Raw genomic sequence first — 19,151 nt, forward strand, 5'->3', positions numbered from 1 at the left:
CGGGGTTGGCCATGTCGACGTCGGGTACGGATAGCGCATCGATCACGGAACCGGTGCCAACACAGGGCGATGTGACGGCGCGCTTCCTGACGCCGAACATCGTCGAGCTCAGCTACACGCTGAAGAACGCTGCGCCGATCACACCCACGGCGGTGGTCGACCCAGCGCTACATCTTCCGCCATGCAACGTACCGGTGGCGGCACAGAATAGCGCCGAGTGGTCGCAAACCTCTGGACAGGCCACTCTGCGCAGGCAGGCAAAGGCCGGCAAGCTGGTCCTGGAGAACGCAACACATCGTGTTCTGCTGCAGATCGATCTCGCTGCACTGGCGCGCGGCGAATTGATCGCGCAACACGGCAAGCAAGACGCGTTGTATGGCATCCACGGCTATGACGCGTTCGAGCGTGCCGATGGCGGGCTGCAACGCAGGGGTGCGCAGGTAGCGAAGGCTGGCGAACAAGGTTTTGCCGGGGCACCTTTTGTATGGAGTACTTCGGGTTATGGCGTGCTGGTCGATGCGGAGCGGGTGAACTTCAAGCTCGCCGATGGTCGTGTGTCGGCACAGAGCAAGCATCAGCGGATCCGGCACGTTTATCTGTTTGTCGGTTCGCCTGCCCAGTTGTTTGCGGCGCTGGCGACGATCAGTGGCCACACGCCGCTGTTTCCGAAGTGGGCGATGGGTTTCACCAACAGCCAGTGGGGCATCGACCAGAAGGAACTGCTGGACATTGTCGATACCTATCGCGCGAAGCAGATCCCGCTCGACAATATGACCCTGGATTTTGACTGGAAAGCCTGGGGCGAAGACAACTACGGCGAGTTCCGCTGGAACCCGGTGAAGTTTCCCGACGGTCCCAGCGGCAAGCTGAAATCCGTGCTGGATGCGAAAGGGGTGCGCATCACCGGCATCATGAAGCCGCGGGTGCACCTGGATACGGTGGAAGGTCGCTATGCCACTGAGCACGGCCTCTGGTCGGTGGCAAGCAAGCCCAGCCCGGACTACTTCTCGAACAAGACCATCCGCGAAGTAGATTTCGACAAACCCGAGGCGCGTGCGTGGTTCTTCAACGACGCGCTGAAACATTCCTTCGACACCGGCGTGGTCGGCTGGTGGAATGACGAGGCCGATAACCTCGACAGCGACACGCAGTTCATGAACATGCAGCGTGCGCTGTATGAGGGCCAGCGTGCGCATGGCGATCAGCGTGTGTGGTCGATCAATCGCAATTTCTACCTGGGCTCGCAGCGCTACGCCTACGGTCTGTGGTCGGGTGACATCCATACCGGTTTCGCCAGCATGAAAGGGCAGCGCCAGCGCATGCTCAGCGCGATCAACGTTGGCGCGATGCAGTGGGGCATGGATGGTGGCGGGTTTAAGAAGGACACGTCCAAGAAAGGCGACATCAGGCATGGCGCGCCGACACCGGAAAATTACGCGCGCTGGATCCAGTTCGGCGCGTTCACGCCGATCTTCCGCGTGCACGGCGAGTTGGGGCAGAAGCGCCAGCCCTGGATGTATGGGCCCGTGGCCGAGAAGGCGGCTACGGAGGCGATCCGTTTGCGCTACGCGCTGCTTCCGTACATCTACTCCTACGAATATCAGCGCCGGCAGACCGGCGTAGGCCTGGTGCGTCCGCTGCTGTTCGGCTGGCCGGACGACGCCAATGTGCGCGAAGACATCGATGCCTGGATGTTCGGCGACGCGCTGTTGGTGTCGCCGGTGGTGGAGCAGGGCCAGACTGTCAAGGACATTTATCTGCCGGCGGGCCATTGGGCCGATTACGCCACGGGCAGAGTTTACGAGGGTGGCCAAACCATCCACTACGCGATCGATAGCAAGACCTGGTCGGATATGCCGCTGTTCGTTCGCGAAGGCGCGATCATTCCGATGCAGGCACCGATGAACTACGTGGGCGAGAAGCCGCTGCGCGAGGTCGATGTCGAGGTGTTTCCGGCCACGTCGCGTCGCACCTTCGAGTATTACGACGATGACGGTGTGAGTTATGGCTACGAGCGCGGGGCCTACTTCCTGCAGACGCTAGCCGCGCAACGCCAGGGTGACACCGTGAGCTTCGAGACCGATGCAGCCACCGGAAGCTTCCATCCGGAGCTGGCGTATTACCTGGTGAAGATCCATGGCATTGCGGCGACGGCGGTGAACAATGTGGATAAGGCGTGGAGCGAAGCTGCGAATCCGGACGCTTTGCGCGCTACCGCCGATGAAGGTTGGGCGAAGAGTAGCGACCGCTTCGGGCCAATCACCTGGCTAAAGGTGAAGGCAGGTCAGTCACGCAAAATCGCTTTGGGAATGTCGCATTGACTGATTGAGTTTAGATTGCGCGGAAGCTCCAGTCGGGGATGGGAGCGAGCCGTGCGGTATTGGGCTGTTCCATCCATCTGACGAGAGGAGTGGCAACATGGAATTGATGCATCGGCGCGCGTTGGCGGTGGCATTGACGTTGTGCTGCGTGGCCTTGCCTTATGGGCAGGCGAAGGCGGCGAGCAACGATAACAACGTAGAGTGGGCTGGCCTGTTCCATGATCAGGGGCCGCTGTACGACAGCAGCCCCGAACCTACCTCCGGTCAGGCCGTCACGCTGACCTTCCGCACGTACAAGGGCGACATCACCAGCGCCAATATCAAGTATTACGACAGTGCCGATGGCGCGTTCCACTGGGCGGCGATGCACTGGGTGTCGAACGATGCGACCGGCAACTTCGACTACTGGCAGGGCACCGTGCCGGCCAGTTCCTCCGAGAAGTATTACCGCTTCCAGATCAACGACGGCACCGCTACCGCCTGGTACAACGCGGCCGGCGTGACCAGCAGCGAGCCATCGGCTGGCGACTTCTTCATCATTCCCGGCTTCAAGACCCCGGACTGGATGAAGAACGGGGTGATCTATCAGATCTTCCCGGACCGCTTCTACAACGGCGACACCAGCAACGACGTGCAGACCGGCCAGTACACCTACGGTGGGCAGTCCACGCAAAAGGTGGCCTGGGGCGGCAGTCCGTTCGCGATCAACGGCGGCTCCAACAATCTGGTGTTCTTCGGCGGCGATCTGGCCGGCGTGGACCAGAAGCTGGGCTATATCAAGCAGACGCTGGGCGCGAATATCGTTTATCTCAATCCGGTGTTCACTTCGCCTACCAACCACAAGTACGATACCGAGGACTACTACCACGTCGATCCGGCATTCGGCAGCAATGCCACCTTGCAGCAGTTGATTACCGACGTGCATAGCAGCAGCAACGGGCCAAAGGGCTACGTGATCCTGGACGGCGTGTTCAATCACACCGGCGATACCAGTCAGTGGTTCGATCGATACAACTGGTGGAGCACGCTTGGCGCGTATGAATCGACCAGCAGCCAGTGGTACGGCTACTACACGTTCCAGCAGTGGCCTGGCACGTATTCGTCATTCTTCGGCTATTCCAGCATGCCCAAGCTGGATTACGGCAGCACGGGCTCGGCGGTGCGCAACCAGATCTATGGCAGCAGCACCTCGGTAGTGAAAACCTGGCTGTCGTCGCCTTACAGCATCGACGGCTGGCGCCTGGATGCACCGCAGTACATCGACGCTGGTGGCAACAACGGCAGCGATGCGGTGAACCATCAGGTGATGGCCGAGCTGCGCACGGCGGTGAAATCGGTCAACGCACAGGCTGAAATCCTTGGCGAGTTCTGGGGCAATGCGAATCCCTGGACCAGCAACGGCAAGGAATGGGACAGCGCGCTGAACTACGACGGCTTCACCCAGCCGCTATCGGAGTGGATCAACGGCTACGACTACAGCGGCAACGCCGCGTCGATCCCGGCCAGCCAGTTCGACAGCTGGCTGCATGGCACGCGGTCCAATTACCCGACCAATGTGCAGCAGACCATGAGCAACTTCCTGACCAGCCACGACATCCAGCGCTTCGCGCAGCGTGCCGGCGGCGATATCTGGAAGACCTATCTGGCGCTGATCTTTCAGATGACCTACGTGGGCACGCCGACGATCTACTACGGTGACGAGTACGGCATGCAGGGCGGCAACGATCCGGACAATCGCCGCAGCTTCGACTGGACCCAGGGCACCACCACCAACGCGGCGGTGGCGCTGACCCAGAAGCTGATCGCGATCCGCAATCAGTACGCTGCCTTGCGCACCGGCTCGTTCATGAGTCTGCTGACGGACGACACCAACAAGCTCTACAGCTATGGCCGCTTCGACCAGAATCACCGGGTCGCGGTGGCCCTGAACAACGACAGCGCCACGCACACGGTCACCGTACCGGTGTGGCAGTTGAGCATGACCAACGGCAGCACGGTCACCGACCTTCTTAGTGGCAACACTTACACGGTGAGCGGCGGTAACGTGACAGTGAGCGTCAACGGCCATTACGGGGCGATCCTGGCGCAATGACGACATACGGCGGGAGTACTTGATGCAGGTTGAATTGATCGCGGTAAGCACATGCTGATGCTGGGTGTGCTCGCGGGTGCGGTGGCGCTGGGTCAGGTTGCCGCGCCTGCGGACTGGCATGACCAGCTCGAATGGCAGGGCAAGGTCGCGACGATGGAGGTCGTGCCCGGTGGTTATGTGTTGCACATGCCGGCCGGCGAGCGACGGATAGGGACGCAAAAGCTTTCAGTGAAGACGGCCAGCCCATTGTTCGACGGCCTGTTCGCGATGGCGCAGGACGATCTACGCCTGGACTCGGTGGCGGCCATCAAGGACGACGCATTCGATCACGGGAAATCGATTCCCTGCGCCTGTTTCGAGACTGGCGAAAAATGGCACTACGTGTGGACGCGCGACCTGTCGTACGCGGTTGATCTCGCCCTGTGGCGGCTCGATCCGACGCGTGCGAAAGCCTCGTTGCGCTTCAAGCTTTCGGACGTGCGCGAACCCTCCGCGCCGGCTGGCGCGTCTGTGATGCAGCACTATGTGATGCAGGACACTGGCTCCGGCGGCAGCTGGCCGATCAGCACGGACCGCATCGTGTGGTTCCTCGCCGCGCGCCATCTGCTCGACGACAAGGTTTTCGCCGATGAGGTGTACCGGGCATTGACCGATACGCTGGCGCAGGACCGGTACTACATCTTCGATGCGCAGCTGGGCTTGTATCGCGGCGAGACGTCGTTCCTCGACTGGCGCGAGCAGAGCTATCCCGGCTGGACGGCCAAGGAGGTGACGTTCATCGGCCAATCCTTCGCGCTCTCCACCAATGTGCTGCATTACCAGGCGCTGCAGCTGGCCGCGCAGATGTCCGAATCACGGGATGCCACCAAGGCGGCTATCTATGCGGCGCAGGCGCAGACATTGAAAACGGCGATCAACGCGCGCTTCTGGCGTGCCGATCGTGGGCAGTACATGAGCTACATCGGCGGTGCCGATCATCCGGTGCCTTACGAGACGTACGACCTGCTTGGCCTGTCGCTGGCGATCACCAGTGGGGTGGCCGATGCGGCGCATGCGCGGCAGGCGCTGGCGAACTACCCGGTGTGGGAGGCCGGCAGCCCGGTGATCTGGCCGGAACGCGCCGACGTGCCGATTTATCACAACCGCGCGATCTGGCCGTTTGTGAGTGCGTACGCCTTGCGTGCGGCGCGCGCGGTGGACGACCCCGAGCGCATCGCGCACGAGCTGCGTTCGCTGATGCGCGGCGCCGCGCTGGCCGGGTCGAACATGGAGAATTTCGAGCTGACCACGCAGGCCGTGCACGTGGACGATGGTGCATTGAGTGGGCCGGTAGTGGATTCGCCACGCCAGCTGTGGTCGGTGGCGGGCTATCTCGACATGGCGATCGAGGGCGTGTTCGGCCTGCAGGCGGATGGACACATCCAGCCGAAGCTGCCGGCGTCGCTGGTACCGATGCTGTTTGGCGACAAGGATCGTATCCAGCTCACGTTGGGCGATCGCGACATCATGCTGCTGCGTCCGGCCAAACTGGATGGCAACCTGCTAGTGGCCGAGCGCGAGCGTCGTGAAGGTGCGCATACGGTGGTGAGTCTGAAGGCGATCAAGGTGGCGGCCTCGCCGTTGCGCACGAATGCGCCCTTGTTCGCGCCCGCCACACCGGATGCGCCCACCGTTTCGGCGGAAGGCACCTCGTGGAAGGTCGCCGTGAAGGGCGAGGCTGTGCTCTACATCAACGGCGTACAGGACGGCACGATCCGCGGCGGCACGCTGGTTCCGAAGTTGGCAGCGCAGCAGTGTTTCAGTGTGACGCGCACGGGCGACAACGGCGTTGAGTCGCTGCATAGTCCATCGGTCTGCATGGGCAACGCCGCGCGCCCTGCTGGCGAGTGGCCGCGCGAGTGGAAGGCATCGGCCACGGGTCGCTTTCAGTTGGCTCTGGACTACGCCAACGATCATGGCCCCATCAACACCGGAATCACCGCCGCCGTGCAGGTGCTGACGGTGCGTTGCGAAGGCGGCGAAGCGCAGGCGGTGCCACTGGTGCTGCCGCACAGCCTGGGCCAGCAGCGTTCCACCAGCGGCAGTTTCATCGCACACGCCGGCGCGCTTTGCCGCTTTGCACTGGAGCCGGGCTTCAACATGACCTACCTTCGGCATTTCGGGCATTACACCGGCGGCAAGGGCGGGATCGACGGACCGTTGAATCAGGCCAGGATCGGCGACCTGCTGGTGACGCCATTGCCTTAGAGCCTGTTTATGATCTCCCCGTGGCTCGCGTTGCTGTTGAATGGCTGTCAGGTGGTAGCGCGTGGCGCAGCACCTGGCTGGCTGCCAGATCAAGCCGCGCGCTGCCGCATGGCGGCCATTCAACAGCAACCCTCCGGGCCGGGTCTGTTTGCCCGCAGGCCGGCGTCATCACTCAGTCGTGTACGGACGTACACTCCTTCACTCTTCCTTGGCCTGCGCGCAAACAGATCCCGGCGCGGGCCACGGGGAGACCATAAACAGGCTCTTGGGAAGCCGCGCAGCCATGAACAGAAAACCCGCCCTGTCGTTCTGGCAGATCTGGAACATGTGTTTCGGCTTCCTGGGCATCCAGTTCGGCCTGGCGTTGCAGAACGCCAATGTCAGCCGGATCTTCCAGACCCTCGGCGCCGATATGAGCGACATCCCGATCCTGTGGGTCGCGGCGCCGCTGACCGGCCTGATCGTGCAGCCCATCATCGGCCATTATTCCGATCGCACCTGGACCAAGCTCGGCCGTCGCCGTCCGTATTTTCTGGTCGGCGCTGTGCTGACCACGCTGGCCCTGCTGTGTATGCCCAACGCGCCGATGCTGTGGGTAGCGGCGGGGCTGCTGTGGATTATGGATGCATCGATCAATATTTCGATGGAGCCGTTTCGCGCCTTCGTCGGCGATCAGCTGCCCACGCGGCAGCGGCCGCTGGGCTATGCGATGCAGAGCTTTTTCATCGGCATCGGTTCGGTGGTGGCGTCGATGCTGCCGTGGCTGCTGACGCGCATGGGGGTCAGCAACGATCCCGGCGCAAGCGGCATTCCGGACACGGTGAAGTACGCCTTCTATATCGGCGGTGCGGTGGTGCTTGGCGCGGTGTCGTGGACAGTGATTTCGTCGCGCGAGTATCCGCCGGATGCGCTGCGCGCCTTCGATATCGAGCGGCCTGCCGACGCTGCGCAGGTGGACAAAGGCTCGGCCCATCGCAACGGCCTGCTTTGGCTGGGTGCGGGTATGGCCTGTACCGCGCTGGTCGCGTGGCTGCATCTGGAGCGCGAGCTTTATCTGCTTACCGGCGGCGTCGCGGTCTATGGCGTGGCCCTGCTATGGCTGAGCCGCTCGAGCCGCACCAGCATGTTCACCCAGGTGATGGGCGACATGTATGCGATGCCGGATACGATGCGGCGGCTCGCATGGGTGCAGTTTTTTTCATGGTTCGCGTTGTTCGCGATGTGGATCTACACCACGGCCGGCGTGACCCAGGTGCATTTCGGCAGCAGCGACACGCATTCGGCGGCTTACAACGAAGGTGCCAACTGGGTGGGTGTGCTGTTCGCCGCCTACAACGGTTTCGCGGCGCTGGCAGCCATCGTGATTCCGTGGATGGTGAGGCGCTGGGGCTTGCGCATCAGTCACCTGATCAACGTGTGGCTGGGTGGTGCGGGACTGTTGTCGTTCCTGCTGATCCGCGACCCGCACTGGCTGATGTTGTCGATGGTGGGCGTGGGTTTCGCCTGGGCTTCGATCCTGTCGCTGCCATACGCGCTGCTGTCGGACCACCTGCCGGCGCAGAAGATGGGCGTGTACATGGGCATCTTCAATTTCTTCATCGTCATTCCGCAGCTCATGGCCGCCAGTGTGCTGGGCCTGCTGTTGAGGATGTTTTTCCACGGCCAGCCGATCTATGCGCTGGCCCTTGGCGGCGCCAGTCTGTTCATTGCCGGCCTTTGCGTATTGCGTGTGCGTGAGCCGGTGGTGGATGCGGCGCCGGCCACCGCTACCACCGGGAGTTAGCGCGGATCATGAAGTCCCTTATGTTGGGCATTACCCTCGCTCTGGCGGCGGGGCAGGCCGCTGCTGCGCAGACGGAGTTCTACGGCACTGATAAGCCGTTCGCCTCCAACGCGATTTATTTCGTGATGACCGACCGTTTCGTCAACGGCGATCCCTCCAACGATCACCGCGACCAGGGCGGTGCGCATCACACCTTCGACATTCCGGTGCAGGGGCCGAATGGTGAGACCGACAACATCGGCTATCTCGGCGGCGACTTCAAAGGCGTGCTCGACAACGCCAAGTACATTCGCGGGATGGGGTTCGGCGCGGTGTGGATTACCCCGATCGTGGACAACCCGGATGAGGCTTTCACCGGTGGCGATCAGGTGACCTGGGGTGCCTCCTTGGCCGACCGTGGCAAGGCGGGTTATCACGGCTATTGGGGCGTGAATTTCTACAAGCTCGACGAGCATCTGCCGAGCAAGGATCTGGACTTCGCGCAGTTCACCAACAAGATGCGCGCGCAGGGGCTGAAGACCGTGCTCGATATCGTCGCCAACCACGGCTCGCCGGCTTTCGGCATGCCCAAGGCGCAACCGCAGTTCGGGCAGATTTTCGACAGGGACGGCAAGTTGATTGCCGATCACCAGAATCTGCGTCCCGATCAGCTCGACCCAGTGCGCAACCCGCTACACCGCTTCTATCATTCGTACGAGGATCTGGCGCAGCTGTCGAACAACGACGACGAGAATCCGGCGGTGCTGGATTACTTTGTGGGTGCCTATCAGCAGTGGATCGACCAGGGCGCCGATGCGTTTCGTATCGACACTATCAGCCATATGTCGACGGACTTCTGGCGGCAGTTCTCCGCGCGCATCCGCGCGAAGCATCCTGGGTTCTTCATGTTTGGCGAGGCGTTCGATTACAGCCCGGACAACATCGGGCAGTACACCTGGGAGCGTAATGGCGGCATCAGTCTGCTCGATTTTCCGCTGCGTCAGCGCGTGGCTGAGGTGTTCGAGCACCCGCATAGCGATTACGCGCGTATTGCCGAGCGCCTGTATCTGCGCAATGGGCCGTATGCGAATCCGTATGAATTGGTGACGTTCTACGACAACCATGACATGGCGCGGCTCAATGCCACCGACGATGGTTTCATTGACGCCAACAACTGGTTGTTTACCGCACGTGGTATTCCGGCGATCTACTACGGTTCGGAAGTGGGTTTTATGCGTGGGCGCTCGGAGCATCAGGGCAACCGCAATTATTTTGGGCAGAAGAGCATTGACGCCGCGCCACGCAGCAAGATCTATCAACAGCTCAAACGCATCGCGCAGTTGCGTGAGAAGTTGCCGGCGTTACAGCGTGGGTTGATGTTGCCGGTGCGCATTGAGGGCGATCAGGCGGTTTTTTATCGGGTGTACCAGAAGGGAGCTTCGCATCAGGTTGCGCTGGTGCTGCTCAACAAAGGCGATGCGGCGGCGGATATCGAGGTGAGCTCCTATTTGCAGGCTGGCGAGTGGAGGGCTGCCTTGGGCGGGGCGTCGGTGGTGGTGGCTGAGGGTGGCTCGCTGAAGGCTCGTGTGGGTGCGCATGACGCGCAGGTCTATGTGCTGGATGCGGTGGCGGTGCGGACCGATCTTGTGGCCGAGCTGACTCGTCTGATGGTGGAGAAGGGGCATCCCGTAGCGCGTTGATGCTTTTTTTCCCCGCTCCCTCGAGAGAGAGGGGCGGTTCTTGCGACACAGTCTCCACCTCGTCATTCCGGCGTAGGCCGGAGGAGCTTTTCAACAGCGAAGCTGGTCATTCAGAGTGGTGCGCTTCGGTTGTCGGGTCTGCGTGCGCTGGCTCGCCTGCCGCGGGCTTCCGAACCGCTGCCGCGGTCCGGGTCACTTTCTCTTTGCTGGCCCACGCACCCGCAGGAGCGGGTGCGAACAGCGCAGCTGGCCCGAAGGGCGGAGGGCATGGATGCCCGGAGTAAAGAGAAAGTAACCAAAGAGAAATGGCCTGAGAGCAGGCGGTGTGCTTTGTAGCTACGCCTTTTCCAGTGTCAGGCGTCGGATCGTTTTCTTCGAGGTCTGATCGTTATTCCCCGTCGAAGCGCCACATCTCCCTCTCCCCTCCGGGGAGAGGGTTGGGGTGAGGGGTGGGCGCTTGGGATCGCGTTGCTATCTGGACGGCTGACGTTTCAGCGTCCGCGCACGCTGGATTTCCGCACGATGAGGTTCACCGGAAGCATGGCGCTTTCCGCGGGTTCGTTGCGGATCAGGCGTAGCAGGTTGTCGACCAGGGCTTCGCCGGCTTGCTGAGTGTCTTGGCGGACGGTGGTGAGTTGGGGGTTGATGAAGCTGGCCGTGGGGATGTCGTCGAAGCCGGCGACGGCGATGTCGTTGGGGACGGTTTTGCCGTGGTCGGCGAGGGCGCGCATGGCGCCGATGGCGATGAGATCGCTGGCGGCGAAGACGGCGTCGAAGGGGATTTGGCGGTCGAGCAGGGTTTCGAGGGCGGTGTAGCCGGATTGTTCGGTGCTTTCGGCGTTGACTTGCAAATCCGGGTTGGCGCTGAGGCCGGCTTGTTCCAGCACTTGGGCGTAGCCGTGGTAGCGCTCGAAGAATTCGGGGTAGTGGCTCGAGGCGTCGCCGAGGAAGGCGATGCGGCGGCAGCCCTGTTCCAGCAGGTGCGCGGTGATGTCCTTGCCGCCGCGCAGGTTGTCGCAGCCGATGGAGGTGTCGGGCTGGTCGGGCAGCACGGCGCCCCAACGTACGCAACGGGTGCCCTGGGCCACCAGTTTTTCCAGTTTGTCGCGGTAGGCGAGGTAGTCGCCGTAACCGAGCAGGATGATGCCGTCAGCCTTGCGGGTGTCGGCGTAGTCGGCGTGCCAGTCGTGGGAGAGTTGCTGGAAGGAGACCAGCAGGTCATAGCCGCGCTGGGCGCAGGCGCGGGTGATCGAACCCAGCATGGAAAGAAAGAACGGGTTGATGTGCGAATCGTCGGCCGTCGGGTCTTCGAACAGCAGCAGCGCCAGGGTGCCGGAATGGCGGGTGCGCAGGTTGGAGGCGTTCTTGTCGACTTTGTACTTCAGCTCGTCGGCGGCGGCCTGGATGCGCTGGCGGGTTTCCTCGCTCACTAGGGGGCTGCCACGCAATGCGCGCGATACCGTGGACTGGGAGACCCCCGCCAGATGGGCGATGTCGAACGAGGTGGCTTTGCCTTTCTTCTGCACCGTGATCGCAACCTTTCGCGAATAGCCGGCCGGGCCGGCGCGACCGGAGTGGGCAGCATGCTAGCCGCTTTGACCGTCAGCCGTCTTTCCCGGGGCGCGGGCAAAAAAAATGCCCCGAGGGTTAGGGGGGAACCCTCGGGGCGGGGTGGAAGCGGGACCCAGGGGAAGGCCCGCTTACCGGATGGCTCATCCAGGGAGGTGGTGAGCCGCGGACGCCGTTGCGTACGTCCGAGAACTTAGAACGTGCGAATTGAGAAAAGTTGCACAAGGCTGACGAAAAAAATTTAGGGGCGATTCATTTGACGAAAACTCAACGAATTAGACGTCTAATAATGAGGTAAGGCCGCAGGTGATGAGGTTCAATGTGCCTCATCCCAATTCGCGCCGACGCCGGCTTCGACCAGCAACGGTACGCGCAACTCAGCAGCGCCGGACATGCGCTCAACTACGGCGGCGCGCACTTCTTCCACGGCATCCTGGCGCACTTCGAATACCAGTTCGTCGTGCACCTGCATCAGCATGTGCGCGTCGTCGCGAGGCTTGAGCCACTCCGCTACGGAAATCATTGCGCGCTTGATGATGTCGGCGGCGCTGCCCTGCATGGGTGCGTTCACCGCGGCACGCTCGGCGCCGGCGCGCAGTGCCTGATTGCGCGCCTTGAGGTTTTCCAGATACAGGCGGCGGCCGAAGATGGTTTCCACGTAGCCGTCGCGATGCGCCTGTTCGCGCGTGGCTTCCATGAAGGCGTGCACGCCCGGGTAGCGGGCGAAATAGCGCGCCATATAGTCGCTGGCTTCGCCGCGATCCACGCCGAGCTGGCGCGCCAGGCCAAACGCGCTCATGCCGTACATCAGGCCGAAGTTAATCGCCTTGGCTGCGCGGCGCTGGTTGGCGCTGACTTCCTCCGGCTTGAGCCCGAACACTTCCGCCGCGGTGGCGCGGTGCACGTCGCCGCCTTCCTGGAAGGCGCGCATCAGACCTTCGTCACCGGACAGGTGGGCCATGATGCGCAGCTCGATCTGAGAGTAGTCGGCGGCCATTACCGCCCAGCCTTCCGGTGCGATAAACGCTTGGCGGATGCGTCGGCCTTCCTCGGTGCGCACCGGAATGTTTTGCAGATTCGGATCGGACGACGACACGCGCCCGGTCGCCACCGCACCCTGGTGATAGCTGGTGTGCACGCGGCCGGTGCGCGGGTTGACGATCTCGGCCAATTTTTCGGTGTAGGTCGAGCGCAGCTTTGCCAGGCCACGGTAGTCGAGGATCAGGCGCGGCAGCGCGTGGTCCTCGGCGATCGCTTCCAGTGCTTCTTCGTTGGTGGATGGCTGGCCGGTGGGCGTCTTCAACTTCGCCGGCAGGCCAAGTTCGTCGAACAGCACGGCCTGCAATTGTTTGGGTGAGTCGAGATTGAAGTCGTGGCCGGCGGATTTCCATGCCTGCTGCTGGAGCTCAAGCATGCGCTTGCCTAATTGCTGGCTTTGCATGCGCAGGTTGTTGACGTCGATCAGCACGCCGCGCTGTTCCATGCCGGCCAGCACCGGTACCAGCGGAATTTCGATGTCCTGGTACACGCTGCACAGGCGCGGCTCGGTCTGCAGCAGTGGCCATAACGCGTGATGCAGGCGCAGGGTGATGTCGGCATCTTCGGCGGCGTAGCGGCAGGCCGTATCCAGATCCACCTGTGAGAAGGAAATCTGCTTGGCGCCCTTGCCGGCGACTTCTTCGTACTTGATGGTTTCGTAGCCGAGGTACTTTCTGGCCAGCGAATCCATGTCGTGACGCGTTGCGGTGGCGTTCCACACATACGACTCCAGCATGGAGTCGTGCTTCAGCCCCCGCACCACGATGTTGTAGTGCGACAGGATGTTGATGTCGTACTTGGCGTGCTGGCCGAGCTTGGCCTTGTTCGGGTCTTCGAAGATTGGCTTGAGCGCGGCGAGCACCTTGTCACGCGGGAGTTGGGCGGGCGCGCCGGGATAATCGTGCGCCAGCGGGATGTAGCAGGCCTTGCCCGGCTCCACCGACAGGCTGAGGCCGACGATGTCCGCCCGCATGGAGTCGATGCTGGTGGTTTCGGTATCGAAGGCGATCAGCTCGGCGTTGGCGATGCGCTGTAGCCAGTCGTCGAACTGGGCCTGGGTGGTGACGAGTTCGTAGGTTCCCGGTGCGCTGAGGTCAAAGCCTTGATGTAGGGGCGCACCCTGCGCGCGATCTGGCGCTGGAGCGGTGGCGATTTCCTCGGATGCCTGGTCGCGTACAGGGTGCGCTCCTACGGGGGATTCGTTGCTCTCGAGGTCTTTCAGTGCGGCTTTGAATTCGTAGCGGGTGAACAGTTCGCGTAGTTGCTCGATGTGCTTGTCGCGCAGGGTCAGGTCGGTGACGGTTTGTTCCAGCGGCACATCCAGCTTGATCGTCACCAGTGCGCGCGACAGCGGCAGCTGCGGCAGCGCGGCGCGCAGGTTCTCGCCGATCTTGCCGCCGACGTGGTCCGCGTTGGCGATCACGCCGTCCAGCGAGCCGTATTCGGCCAGCCATTTGGCGGCGGTCTTGGGGCCGCACTTGGGCACGCCGGGCACGTTGTCTACGGTGTCGCCGACCAGGGTGAGGTAGTCGATGATCTGGTCCGGCCGCACGCCGAACTTTTCCATGACCCCGGCGTTATCCATGGTGGTGTTGGTCATGGTGTTGATCAGGCTCACGCCAGGGCGTACCAGCTGGGCTAGATCCTTGTCGCCGGTGGAGATCACCACCTCGATGCCCTGGGCATGCGCCTGCTCGGCCAGGGTGCCGATCACATCGTCGGCCTCTACGCCCGGGACACGCAGGATGGGAAAGCCCAGCGCACCGACGATGGCGAGCATCGGGTCGACCTGTGCGCGTAGGTCATCGGGCATCGGCGGGCGCTGTGCCTTGTACTTGTCGTAGAGCTCGTCGCGGAACGTAGGGCCGGGTGCGTCGCTGACGAAGGCCAGGTATTCCGGCTTCGCCTTCAGCGTCGAGCGCAGCATGTTGACCACGCCGAACAGCGCCCCGGTGGGTTCGCCCTGCGCATTGCTCAGCGGTGGCAGCGCGTGGAAGGCGCGGTACAGGTACGAGGAGCCGTCGATCAGGATGAGCTTGGACATGGGGAGCCGTAGGTCTGTGTGTGGCGGGAACGCCAGCAGGCGCATTCGCGGGCATGGAGAGTGGGGAGTTTATGCCGATACGCCGTGTGGCGTGGCGTCATCGTGTCGCGCTTCACGGAGCGTCGCCGGGGCGCTGCTATGCTCGGCTCTTCTGAGGAGGTTGTGATCATGAAACCTGTCGCCTTGCTCGCCGCTCTTGGTGCCTTTGTTGCCCTGCCGGCTCTTGCGCAATCCCAGTCGCTGCCACCGGCGCCACCGCCGCCGGGCATGAACGATCCGGGTGTCAAAGCGGTGGAGCCGCCAGCCACCAAGAAGCCGGCCAAGCCCGCCAGCGGGCAGGCCATCAATAGCAAGGCACCGGTTCTTCCGGCCATGCAGGACAGCGGCCCGCGCGATGCGCGCGGCGAGCCGCCGCCGCAGGTCACCGTGCGCAAGCAGGGTGAGGAGACCATCCAGGAATACCGCCGCAGCGGCATGCTGTACATGGTGATCGTGACGCCCAAGACCGGTATTCCGCAGACCTATATGGTCGACGCCAACGGCAATTACCACGCGCAGAGCGGCCCACAGGAGCCGGTGAAGCCGGTGATGTACAAGGTGATGGAGTGGGGCAAGAGCAAGCCCGCGGAAGCGGAGTCAGCTGGCGACGGCAAGTAAGCCGGCCCGCATGCCGATGACGCGGGTGCTCCGGTGAATCTGCGCGAGAGCTGGCTGCTGTTTGCGCTGGGCTCGGCGTTCTTCGCCGCGCTCACGGCGTTGTTCGGCAAGATCGGTGTGGCGGGGATCAATTCCAACCTCGCCACGTTCATTCGCACCATCGTGATTCTGATGGTGACGGCCGGGATTCTCAGTTTGCGTGGCGAGTGGGCGAAGCCTTCGGGGTTGCCGTGGCATAGCTGGGTGTTTCTGGTGTTGTCGGGTGTGGCGACGGGGTTGTCGTGGCTTTGTTATTACCGGGCGTTGCAGTTGGGGCCGGTGAGTAAGGTGGCCCCTATCGACAAGCTGAGTGTGGCGTTTGTGATTGTGCTTAGTTTGTTGTTTCTTGGGGAGCAGGCTAGTTGGCCGGTGTTGGTTGGGGGTGGGTTGATTTTGGCGGGGGCGTTGGTCATCGCGATGTTTTAGGTTTTCTCTCTCTCCCTTCGGGAGAGAGTTCGGTTCTTGCGATATCCCTTCCTACTCGTCATCCCTGCGAAGGCAGGGATCCAGTAGTGGTGCGCTCCGATTTTTGCGTCTGCGTGCCTTGGCTCGCCTGCCGCGGGCTTTCGAACCGCTGCCGCGGTCCGAGTCACTTTCTCTTTGCTGGCCCAAAGAGAAAGTAACCAAAGAGAAATGGCCTGAGAGCAAGCGGTGTGCTCTGTAGCTGCGCCTTTTCCAGTGTCAGGCGTCGGGATAGTTCTTTTAGGGTCTGATCGCTCATCACAGGTTGGCTGCGCATAGCCTTTGCTCCCTCTCCCCTCCAAGGAGAGGGCTGGGGTGAGGGGTGGGTGCTCGGGATAACGCTGCTATTTCGTCGCACAGCGTGCAGCATGCTTTAGCGCGCCGCATCCAGTTCTGGATAGCGGCGGAAGATGCCGTCTTCGTTGAAAGGAATGCGCCGCGGCGATGCCAGGTATGCGGCGAGTCGTGGGCGGGCGGCGACGCGTTCGGTAAGTGCGTTGAGGTTAGGGAGTTTGCGGCGTAGGCGGCGCATGGTGTTGGGGAAGGCGTAGTTGAGGCCGCTCATGACCTGAAACAGGGAGAGGTCGACGTAGGAGTGGCGTGCGAGGGGATGTTTGCCGTTGCTTTGTTCGATGATGTCCTCGAAGTAACCCAGAAATTTCGGCATGCGGTGTTGGCGGAAGTCGGCAGCGCGTTCTTTCGCAGCGCTGCGCTGGTCTTCGTAATAGAGGCCGCTGGCGATCGGATGATGGGTGTCGTGGGCTTCGACGATGAAGTCGGAGATGGTCAGTTGCAGCTGGTGTGCATAGAGCTGCGTGGCTTCGCTCTTCGACACAAGGCCGAGACGCGGACCCAGGTAGAACAGGATGGCGGCTGTCTGGGCGATGACAGTGCGGCCGGCTTTGAGGAAGGGTGGGGCGAAGGGGCGTGCGCCGGGTTGATCGCCGTGCAGGAAGGGCATGATGGCGTCGTCGCCTTTTTTTCGGGCGACGTCGATGTAGTCGGCGCCAGCGTCTTCCAGGGCCAGCCGCACGAATTCGCCGCGGCCTTGGATGCCGGTCCAGTAATAGAGCTCGTAGCGCATGGCGGTCTCCGGTGTCGAAGCGACGACCGTAAGCGCTGGAGGTTCAAGGCGGCGTGGAGAGGCTCAGCGCGTTTTGCTCTTGCGCGGCGTCTGGGTGAGTTGCGCTGCGGTTTCGCGGATGCGTGTCCACACCAGTTCGGCGACCGGCGATAGCGAGCGATGCCGGCGCCGGATCAGGGTGATGGCGCGATAGGCGACAGGGGTCAGTGGCCGCGTGATCAACGTTTCGGGAACGGGCAGCGAGAGTCGGGGAGTAATGCTGATACCGAGCCCGGCTTCGACCATGCGGAATGCGGTCAGGGTGTGCCCGGTCTGTTGCACGACCGGTGCCTGGATGCGCAGTGCGGCGAGTTGAAGATCGATCAGGCGGCGACTGCCGGAGGCGTGGTCGAGCAGTACCAGCGGCTGACCCTTCAGTTGCTTCCACGGCACGTCGGGCAGCGACGCGAATGCATGATCGCGCCGGCATACCAGCATGAAAGGGTCTTGCAGGATGGTTTCGCTGTCGAAGGATTCGCGGTCGGCGGGTTCGATCGCCAGGCCGAAGTCCACTTCGCCGCCGCGTACGCTGTCGAGCACCAGCGTCTGCACTTGATCGTGCAGTTGCACCGTGAGTTCGGGATAGTCGCGGGCGCAGGCGGCGATGCATGCGGGCATCAAGCCGGCGGAGAGGGTGGGTACGGCGGCGACGCGTACTTTGCCGCGCTGGCGTTCGCTTTCCGAATGCACGTGGGCGAGCACACCCTCCAGTTCGTCCAGCACGCGTTCGACGGCGCTCTGCAGATAGCGGCCGGCCTCGGTGGGGACTACTTCGCGGGTGTTGCGATCGAACAGCCGCACTTCGAGTTCGGCTTCGAGCTCGGCGACATGCCGGCTTACCGCGGGCTGGGTCAGGTGCAGGCTTTCGGCCGCCCGCCGGAAATGCCGCAGGCGGGCGACGGCCAGGAAGGCGCGAAGCTGGCGCAGACTGATATTCATGCGCTTATCCTATCAATGAATAAGATAAAACGATTTGATTTATCAATGCTGGCACGCTGCAATGGCGGCCTCTTCTGAGTTGCCCGATGTCAGGCCATGTCACTGCGCCGCTTTCTGCCCGACCGCTTTACCTGCGCACTGATCGTCACCGTGGTGACGGCCAGCCTGTTGCCTTGTCGTGGCGCGGCGGCCTCGGTGTTCAACGTGCTGACCGATGCGGCGATCGCGCTGCTGTTCTTCTTGCATGGCGCCAAGCTCTCGCGTGAGGCGGTGCTGGCGGGCATGACGCATTGGCGGCTGCATCTGACGGTGCTGGCCAGCACCTTTGTGCTGTTCCCGTTGCTGGGTGTGTTATTGCGACCGTTGCTGGCGCCGCTGGTGACGCCGGACTTGTACATGGGTGTGCTGTTTCTGTGTGCGCTGCCTTCCACGGTGCAGTCGTCGATCGCGTTCACTTCGATGGCGCGCGGCAATATTCCGGCGGCGATATGTGCGGCCTCGGCGTCGAGCATGCTGGGCATTTTCATTACGCCGCTGCTGGTGGGGCTGATGATGGAATCGCATGGGCAGGGCGGGATGACCTGGGATGCGCTCGGTGCCATCGTGTTGCAACTGTTGGTGCCGTTTGTCGCAGGGCAGGTCGCGCAGCGCTGGATCGGCGACTGGGTCAACCGTCATCGCGGCATGCTGGCCTATGTGGACCAGGGCTCGATCCTGCTGGTGGTGTACACCGCTTTCAGCGCCGCCGTGCTGCAGGGCCTGTGGAAGCAGACGCCGCTGCCGGTGTTGGGTGGCTTGCTGGTGGTCAACGTGATTTTGCTGGCACTCGCGTTGCTGGCGACGCGCTATGGATCGCGCGCGCTGGGCTTCAACCGCGCGGACGAGATCACCATCGTGTTCTGCGGCTCCAAGAAGAGCCTCGCCAGTGGCGTGCCGATGGCCAAGGTGCTGTTTGCAGGCCATCCGCTGGGCATGATCGTGTTGCCGATCATGCTGTTCCACCAGATCCAGCTGATGACTTGTGCGGTGTTGGCGCGCCGCTATGCGCGGCCGGTTGAGCTGACGCGGCACGCGGAGGCATCGACGGTAACCGTGCGCTCGACGGAATGAATACGACGTCATTGGATTGAGGCAAACAAAAGGCCGATGCCATGAGCA

12 protein-coding genes are annotated in these 19,151 nt (G+C 62.6%); 8 read left to right on the forward strand and 4 right to left on the reverse strand.

Going from position 1 to position 19,151, the window contains the following annotated elements:
- Window positions 1-11: 11 nt before the first annotated feature.
- The 5 genes from BM338_RS17800 to BM338_RS17820 all read left to right on the forward strand — a co-directional run bounded on the left by BM338_RS17800 (window position 12) and on the right by BM338_RS17820 (window position 10,122).
- The gene (locus BM338_RS17800) at window positions 12-2,321 is read left to right on the forward strand and encodes a glycoside hydrolase family 31 protein (RefSeq protein WP_255367357.1); all 2,310 of its coding nucleotides are present in this window, start codon (window positions 12-14) and stop codon (window positions 2,319-2,321) included.
- Between the two features lie 97 nt (window positions 2,322-2,418).
- Entirely contained in the window at window positions 2,419-4,413 is a 1,995-nt protein-coding gene (locus tag BM338_RS17805) for a glycoside hydrolase family 13 protein (protein ID WP_090453251.1), read from the forward strand.
- 51 nt (window positions 4,414-4,464) lie between these two features.
- Window positions 4,465-6,660 carry an alpha-L-rhamnosidase-related protein gene (locus BM338_RS17810; RefSeq protein WP_255367358.1) on the forward strand — a complete coding sequence of 732 codons (2,196 nt, stop codon included), beginning with the start codon at window positions 4,465-4,467 and terminating at the stop codon, window positions 6,658-6,660.
- Between the two features lie 283 nt (window positions 6,661-6,943).
- Window positions 6,944-8,443, forward strand: a complete 1,500-nt coding sequence (locus BM338_RS17815) for an MFS transporter (protein WP_090453253.1) — start codon at window positions 6,944-6,946, stop codon at window positions 8,441-8,443.
- A gap of 8 nt (window positions 8,444-8,451) precedes the next feature.
- Window positions 8,452-10,122: an alpha-amylase family glycosyl hydrolase gene (locus BM338_RS17820; RefSeq protein WP_090453255.1), complete on the forward strand. Its 1,671-nt coding sequence runs from the start codon at window positions 8,452-8,454 to the stop codon at window positions 10,120-10,122.
- A gap of 491 nt (window positions 10,123-10,613) precedes the next feature.
- Here the strand turns inward: BM338_RS17820 and BM338_RS17825 are convergent, their stop codons facing one another.
- The gene (locus BM338_RS17825) at window positions 10,614-11,648 is read right to left on the reverse strand and encodes a LacI family DNA-binding transcriptional regulator (RefSeq protein WP_090453257.1); all 1,035 of its coding nucleotides are present in this window, start codon (window positions 11,646-11,648) and stop codon (window positions 10,614-10,616) included.
- 359 nt (window positions 11,649-12,007) lie between these two features.
- A complete protein-coding gene (polA, locus tag BM338_RS17830; protein ID WP_090453259.1) occupies window positions 12,008-14,773 on the reverse strand; it encodes a DNA polymerase I in 2,766 nt (921 codons plus the stop codon).
- A 168-nt stretch (window positions 14,774-14,941) separates the two neighbouring features.
- Here polA and BM338_RS17835 point away from each other — a divergent pair, with 168 nt between their 5' ends.
- Window positions 14,942-15,430: a DUF2782 domain-containing protein gene (locus BM338_RS17835; protein ID WP_255367359.1), complete on the forward strand. Its 489-nt coding sequence runs from the start codon at window positions 14,942-14,944 to the stop codon at window positions 15,428-15,430.
- 33 nt (window positions 15,431-15,463) lie between these two features.
- The gene (locus tag BM338_RS17840) at window positions 15,464-15,895 is read left to right on the forward strand and encodes an EamA family transporter (RefSeq protein WP_090453263.1); all 432 of its coding nucleotides are present in this window, start codon (window positions 15,464-15,466) and stop codon (window positions 15,893-15,895) included.
- A 409-nt stretch (window positions 15,896-16,304) separates the two neighbouring features.
- On the opposite strand, the gene BM338_RS17845 is transcribed toward BM338_RS17840, so the two are convergent.
- Together BM338_RS17845 and BM338_RS17850 are read right to left on the reverse strand one after the other, a co-directional pair.
- Window positions 16,305-17,015, reverse strand: coding sequence for a glutathione S-transferase (locus tag BM338_RS17845; protein WP_090453266.1), 711 nt, complete (start codon window positions 17,013-17,015; stop codon window positions 16,305-16,307).
- A gap of 63 nt (window positions 17,016-17,078) precedes the next feature.
- Window positions 17,079-17,993 (reverse strand): LysR family transcriptional regulator, encoded by a 915-nt coding sequence (locus tag BM338_RS17850; RefSeq protein ID WP_090453268.1) that lies wholly within the window; start codon window positions 17,991-17,993, stop codon window positions 17,079-17,081.
- A 96-nt stretch (window positions 17,994-18,089) separates the two neighbouring features.
- Here BM338_RS17850 and BM338_RS17855 point away from each other — a divergent pair, with 96 nt between their 5' ends.
- Window positions 18,090-19,103: a bile acid:sodium symporter family protein gene (locus tag BM338_RS17855; protein WP_090453271.1), complete on the forward strand. Its 1,014-nt coding sequence runs from the start codon at window positions 18,090-18,092 to the stop codon at window positions 19,101-19,103.
- Window positions 19,104-19,151 lie beyond the last annotated feature (48 nt).

This window comes from Dyella sp. OK004, assembly GCF_900114495.1.
Taxonomy (GTDB): domain Bacteria; phylum Pseudomonadota; class Gammaproteobacteria; order Xanthomonadales; family Rhodanobacteraceae; genus Dyella_D.

Excerpts from the sequence above, each read along its gene's own strand:
- BM338_RS17800 (WP_255367357.1), top strand. The coding sequence starts at position 12 with ATGTCGACGTCGGGTACGGATAGCGCATCGATCACGGAACCGGTGCCA.
- BM338_RS17805 (WP_090453251.1), top strand. The coding sequence starts at position 2,419 with ATGGAATTGATGCATCGGCGCGCGTTGGCGGTGGCATTGACGTTGTGC.
- BM338_RS17810 (WP_255367358.1), top strand. The coding sequence starts at position 4,465 with ATGCTGATGCTGGGTGTGCTCGCGGGTGCGGTGGCGCTGGGTCAGGTT.
- BM338_RS17815 (WP_090453253.1), top strand. The coding sequence starts at position 6,944 with ATGAACAGAAAACCCGCCCTGTCGTTCTGGCAGATCTGGAACATGTGT.
- BM338_RS17820 (WP_090453255.1), top strand. The coding sequence starts at position 8,452 with ATGAAGTCCCTTATGTTGGGCATTACCCTCGCTCTGGCGGCGGGGCAG.
- polA (WP_090453259.1), bottom strand. The coding sequence starts at position 14,773 with ATGTCCAAGCTCATCCTGATCGACGGCTCCTCGTACCTGTACCGCGCC.
- BM338_RS17835 (WP_255367359.1), top strand. The coding sequence starts at position 14,942 with ATGAAACCTGTCGCCTTGCTCGCCGCTCTTGGTGCCTTTGTTGCCCTG.
- BM338_RS17845 (WP_090453266.1), bottom strand. The coding sequence starts at position 17,015 with ATGCGCTACGAGCTCTATTACTGGACCGGCATCCAAGGCCGCGGCGAA.
- BM338_RS17850 (WP_090453268.1), bottom strand. The coding sequence starts at position 17,993 with ATGAATATCAGTCTGCGCCAGCTTCGCGCCTTCCTGGCCGTCGCCCGC.
- BM338_RS17855 (WP_090453271.1), top strand. The coding sequence starts at position 18,090 with ATGTCACTGCGCCGCTTTCTGCCCGACCGCTTTACCTGCGCACTGATC.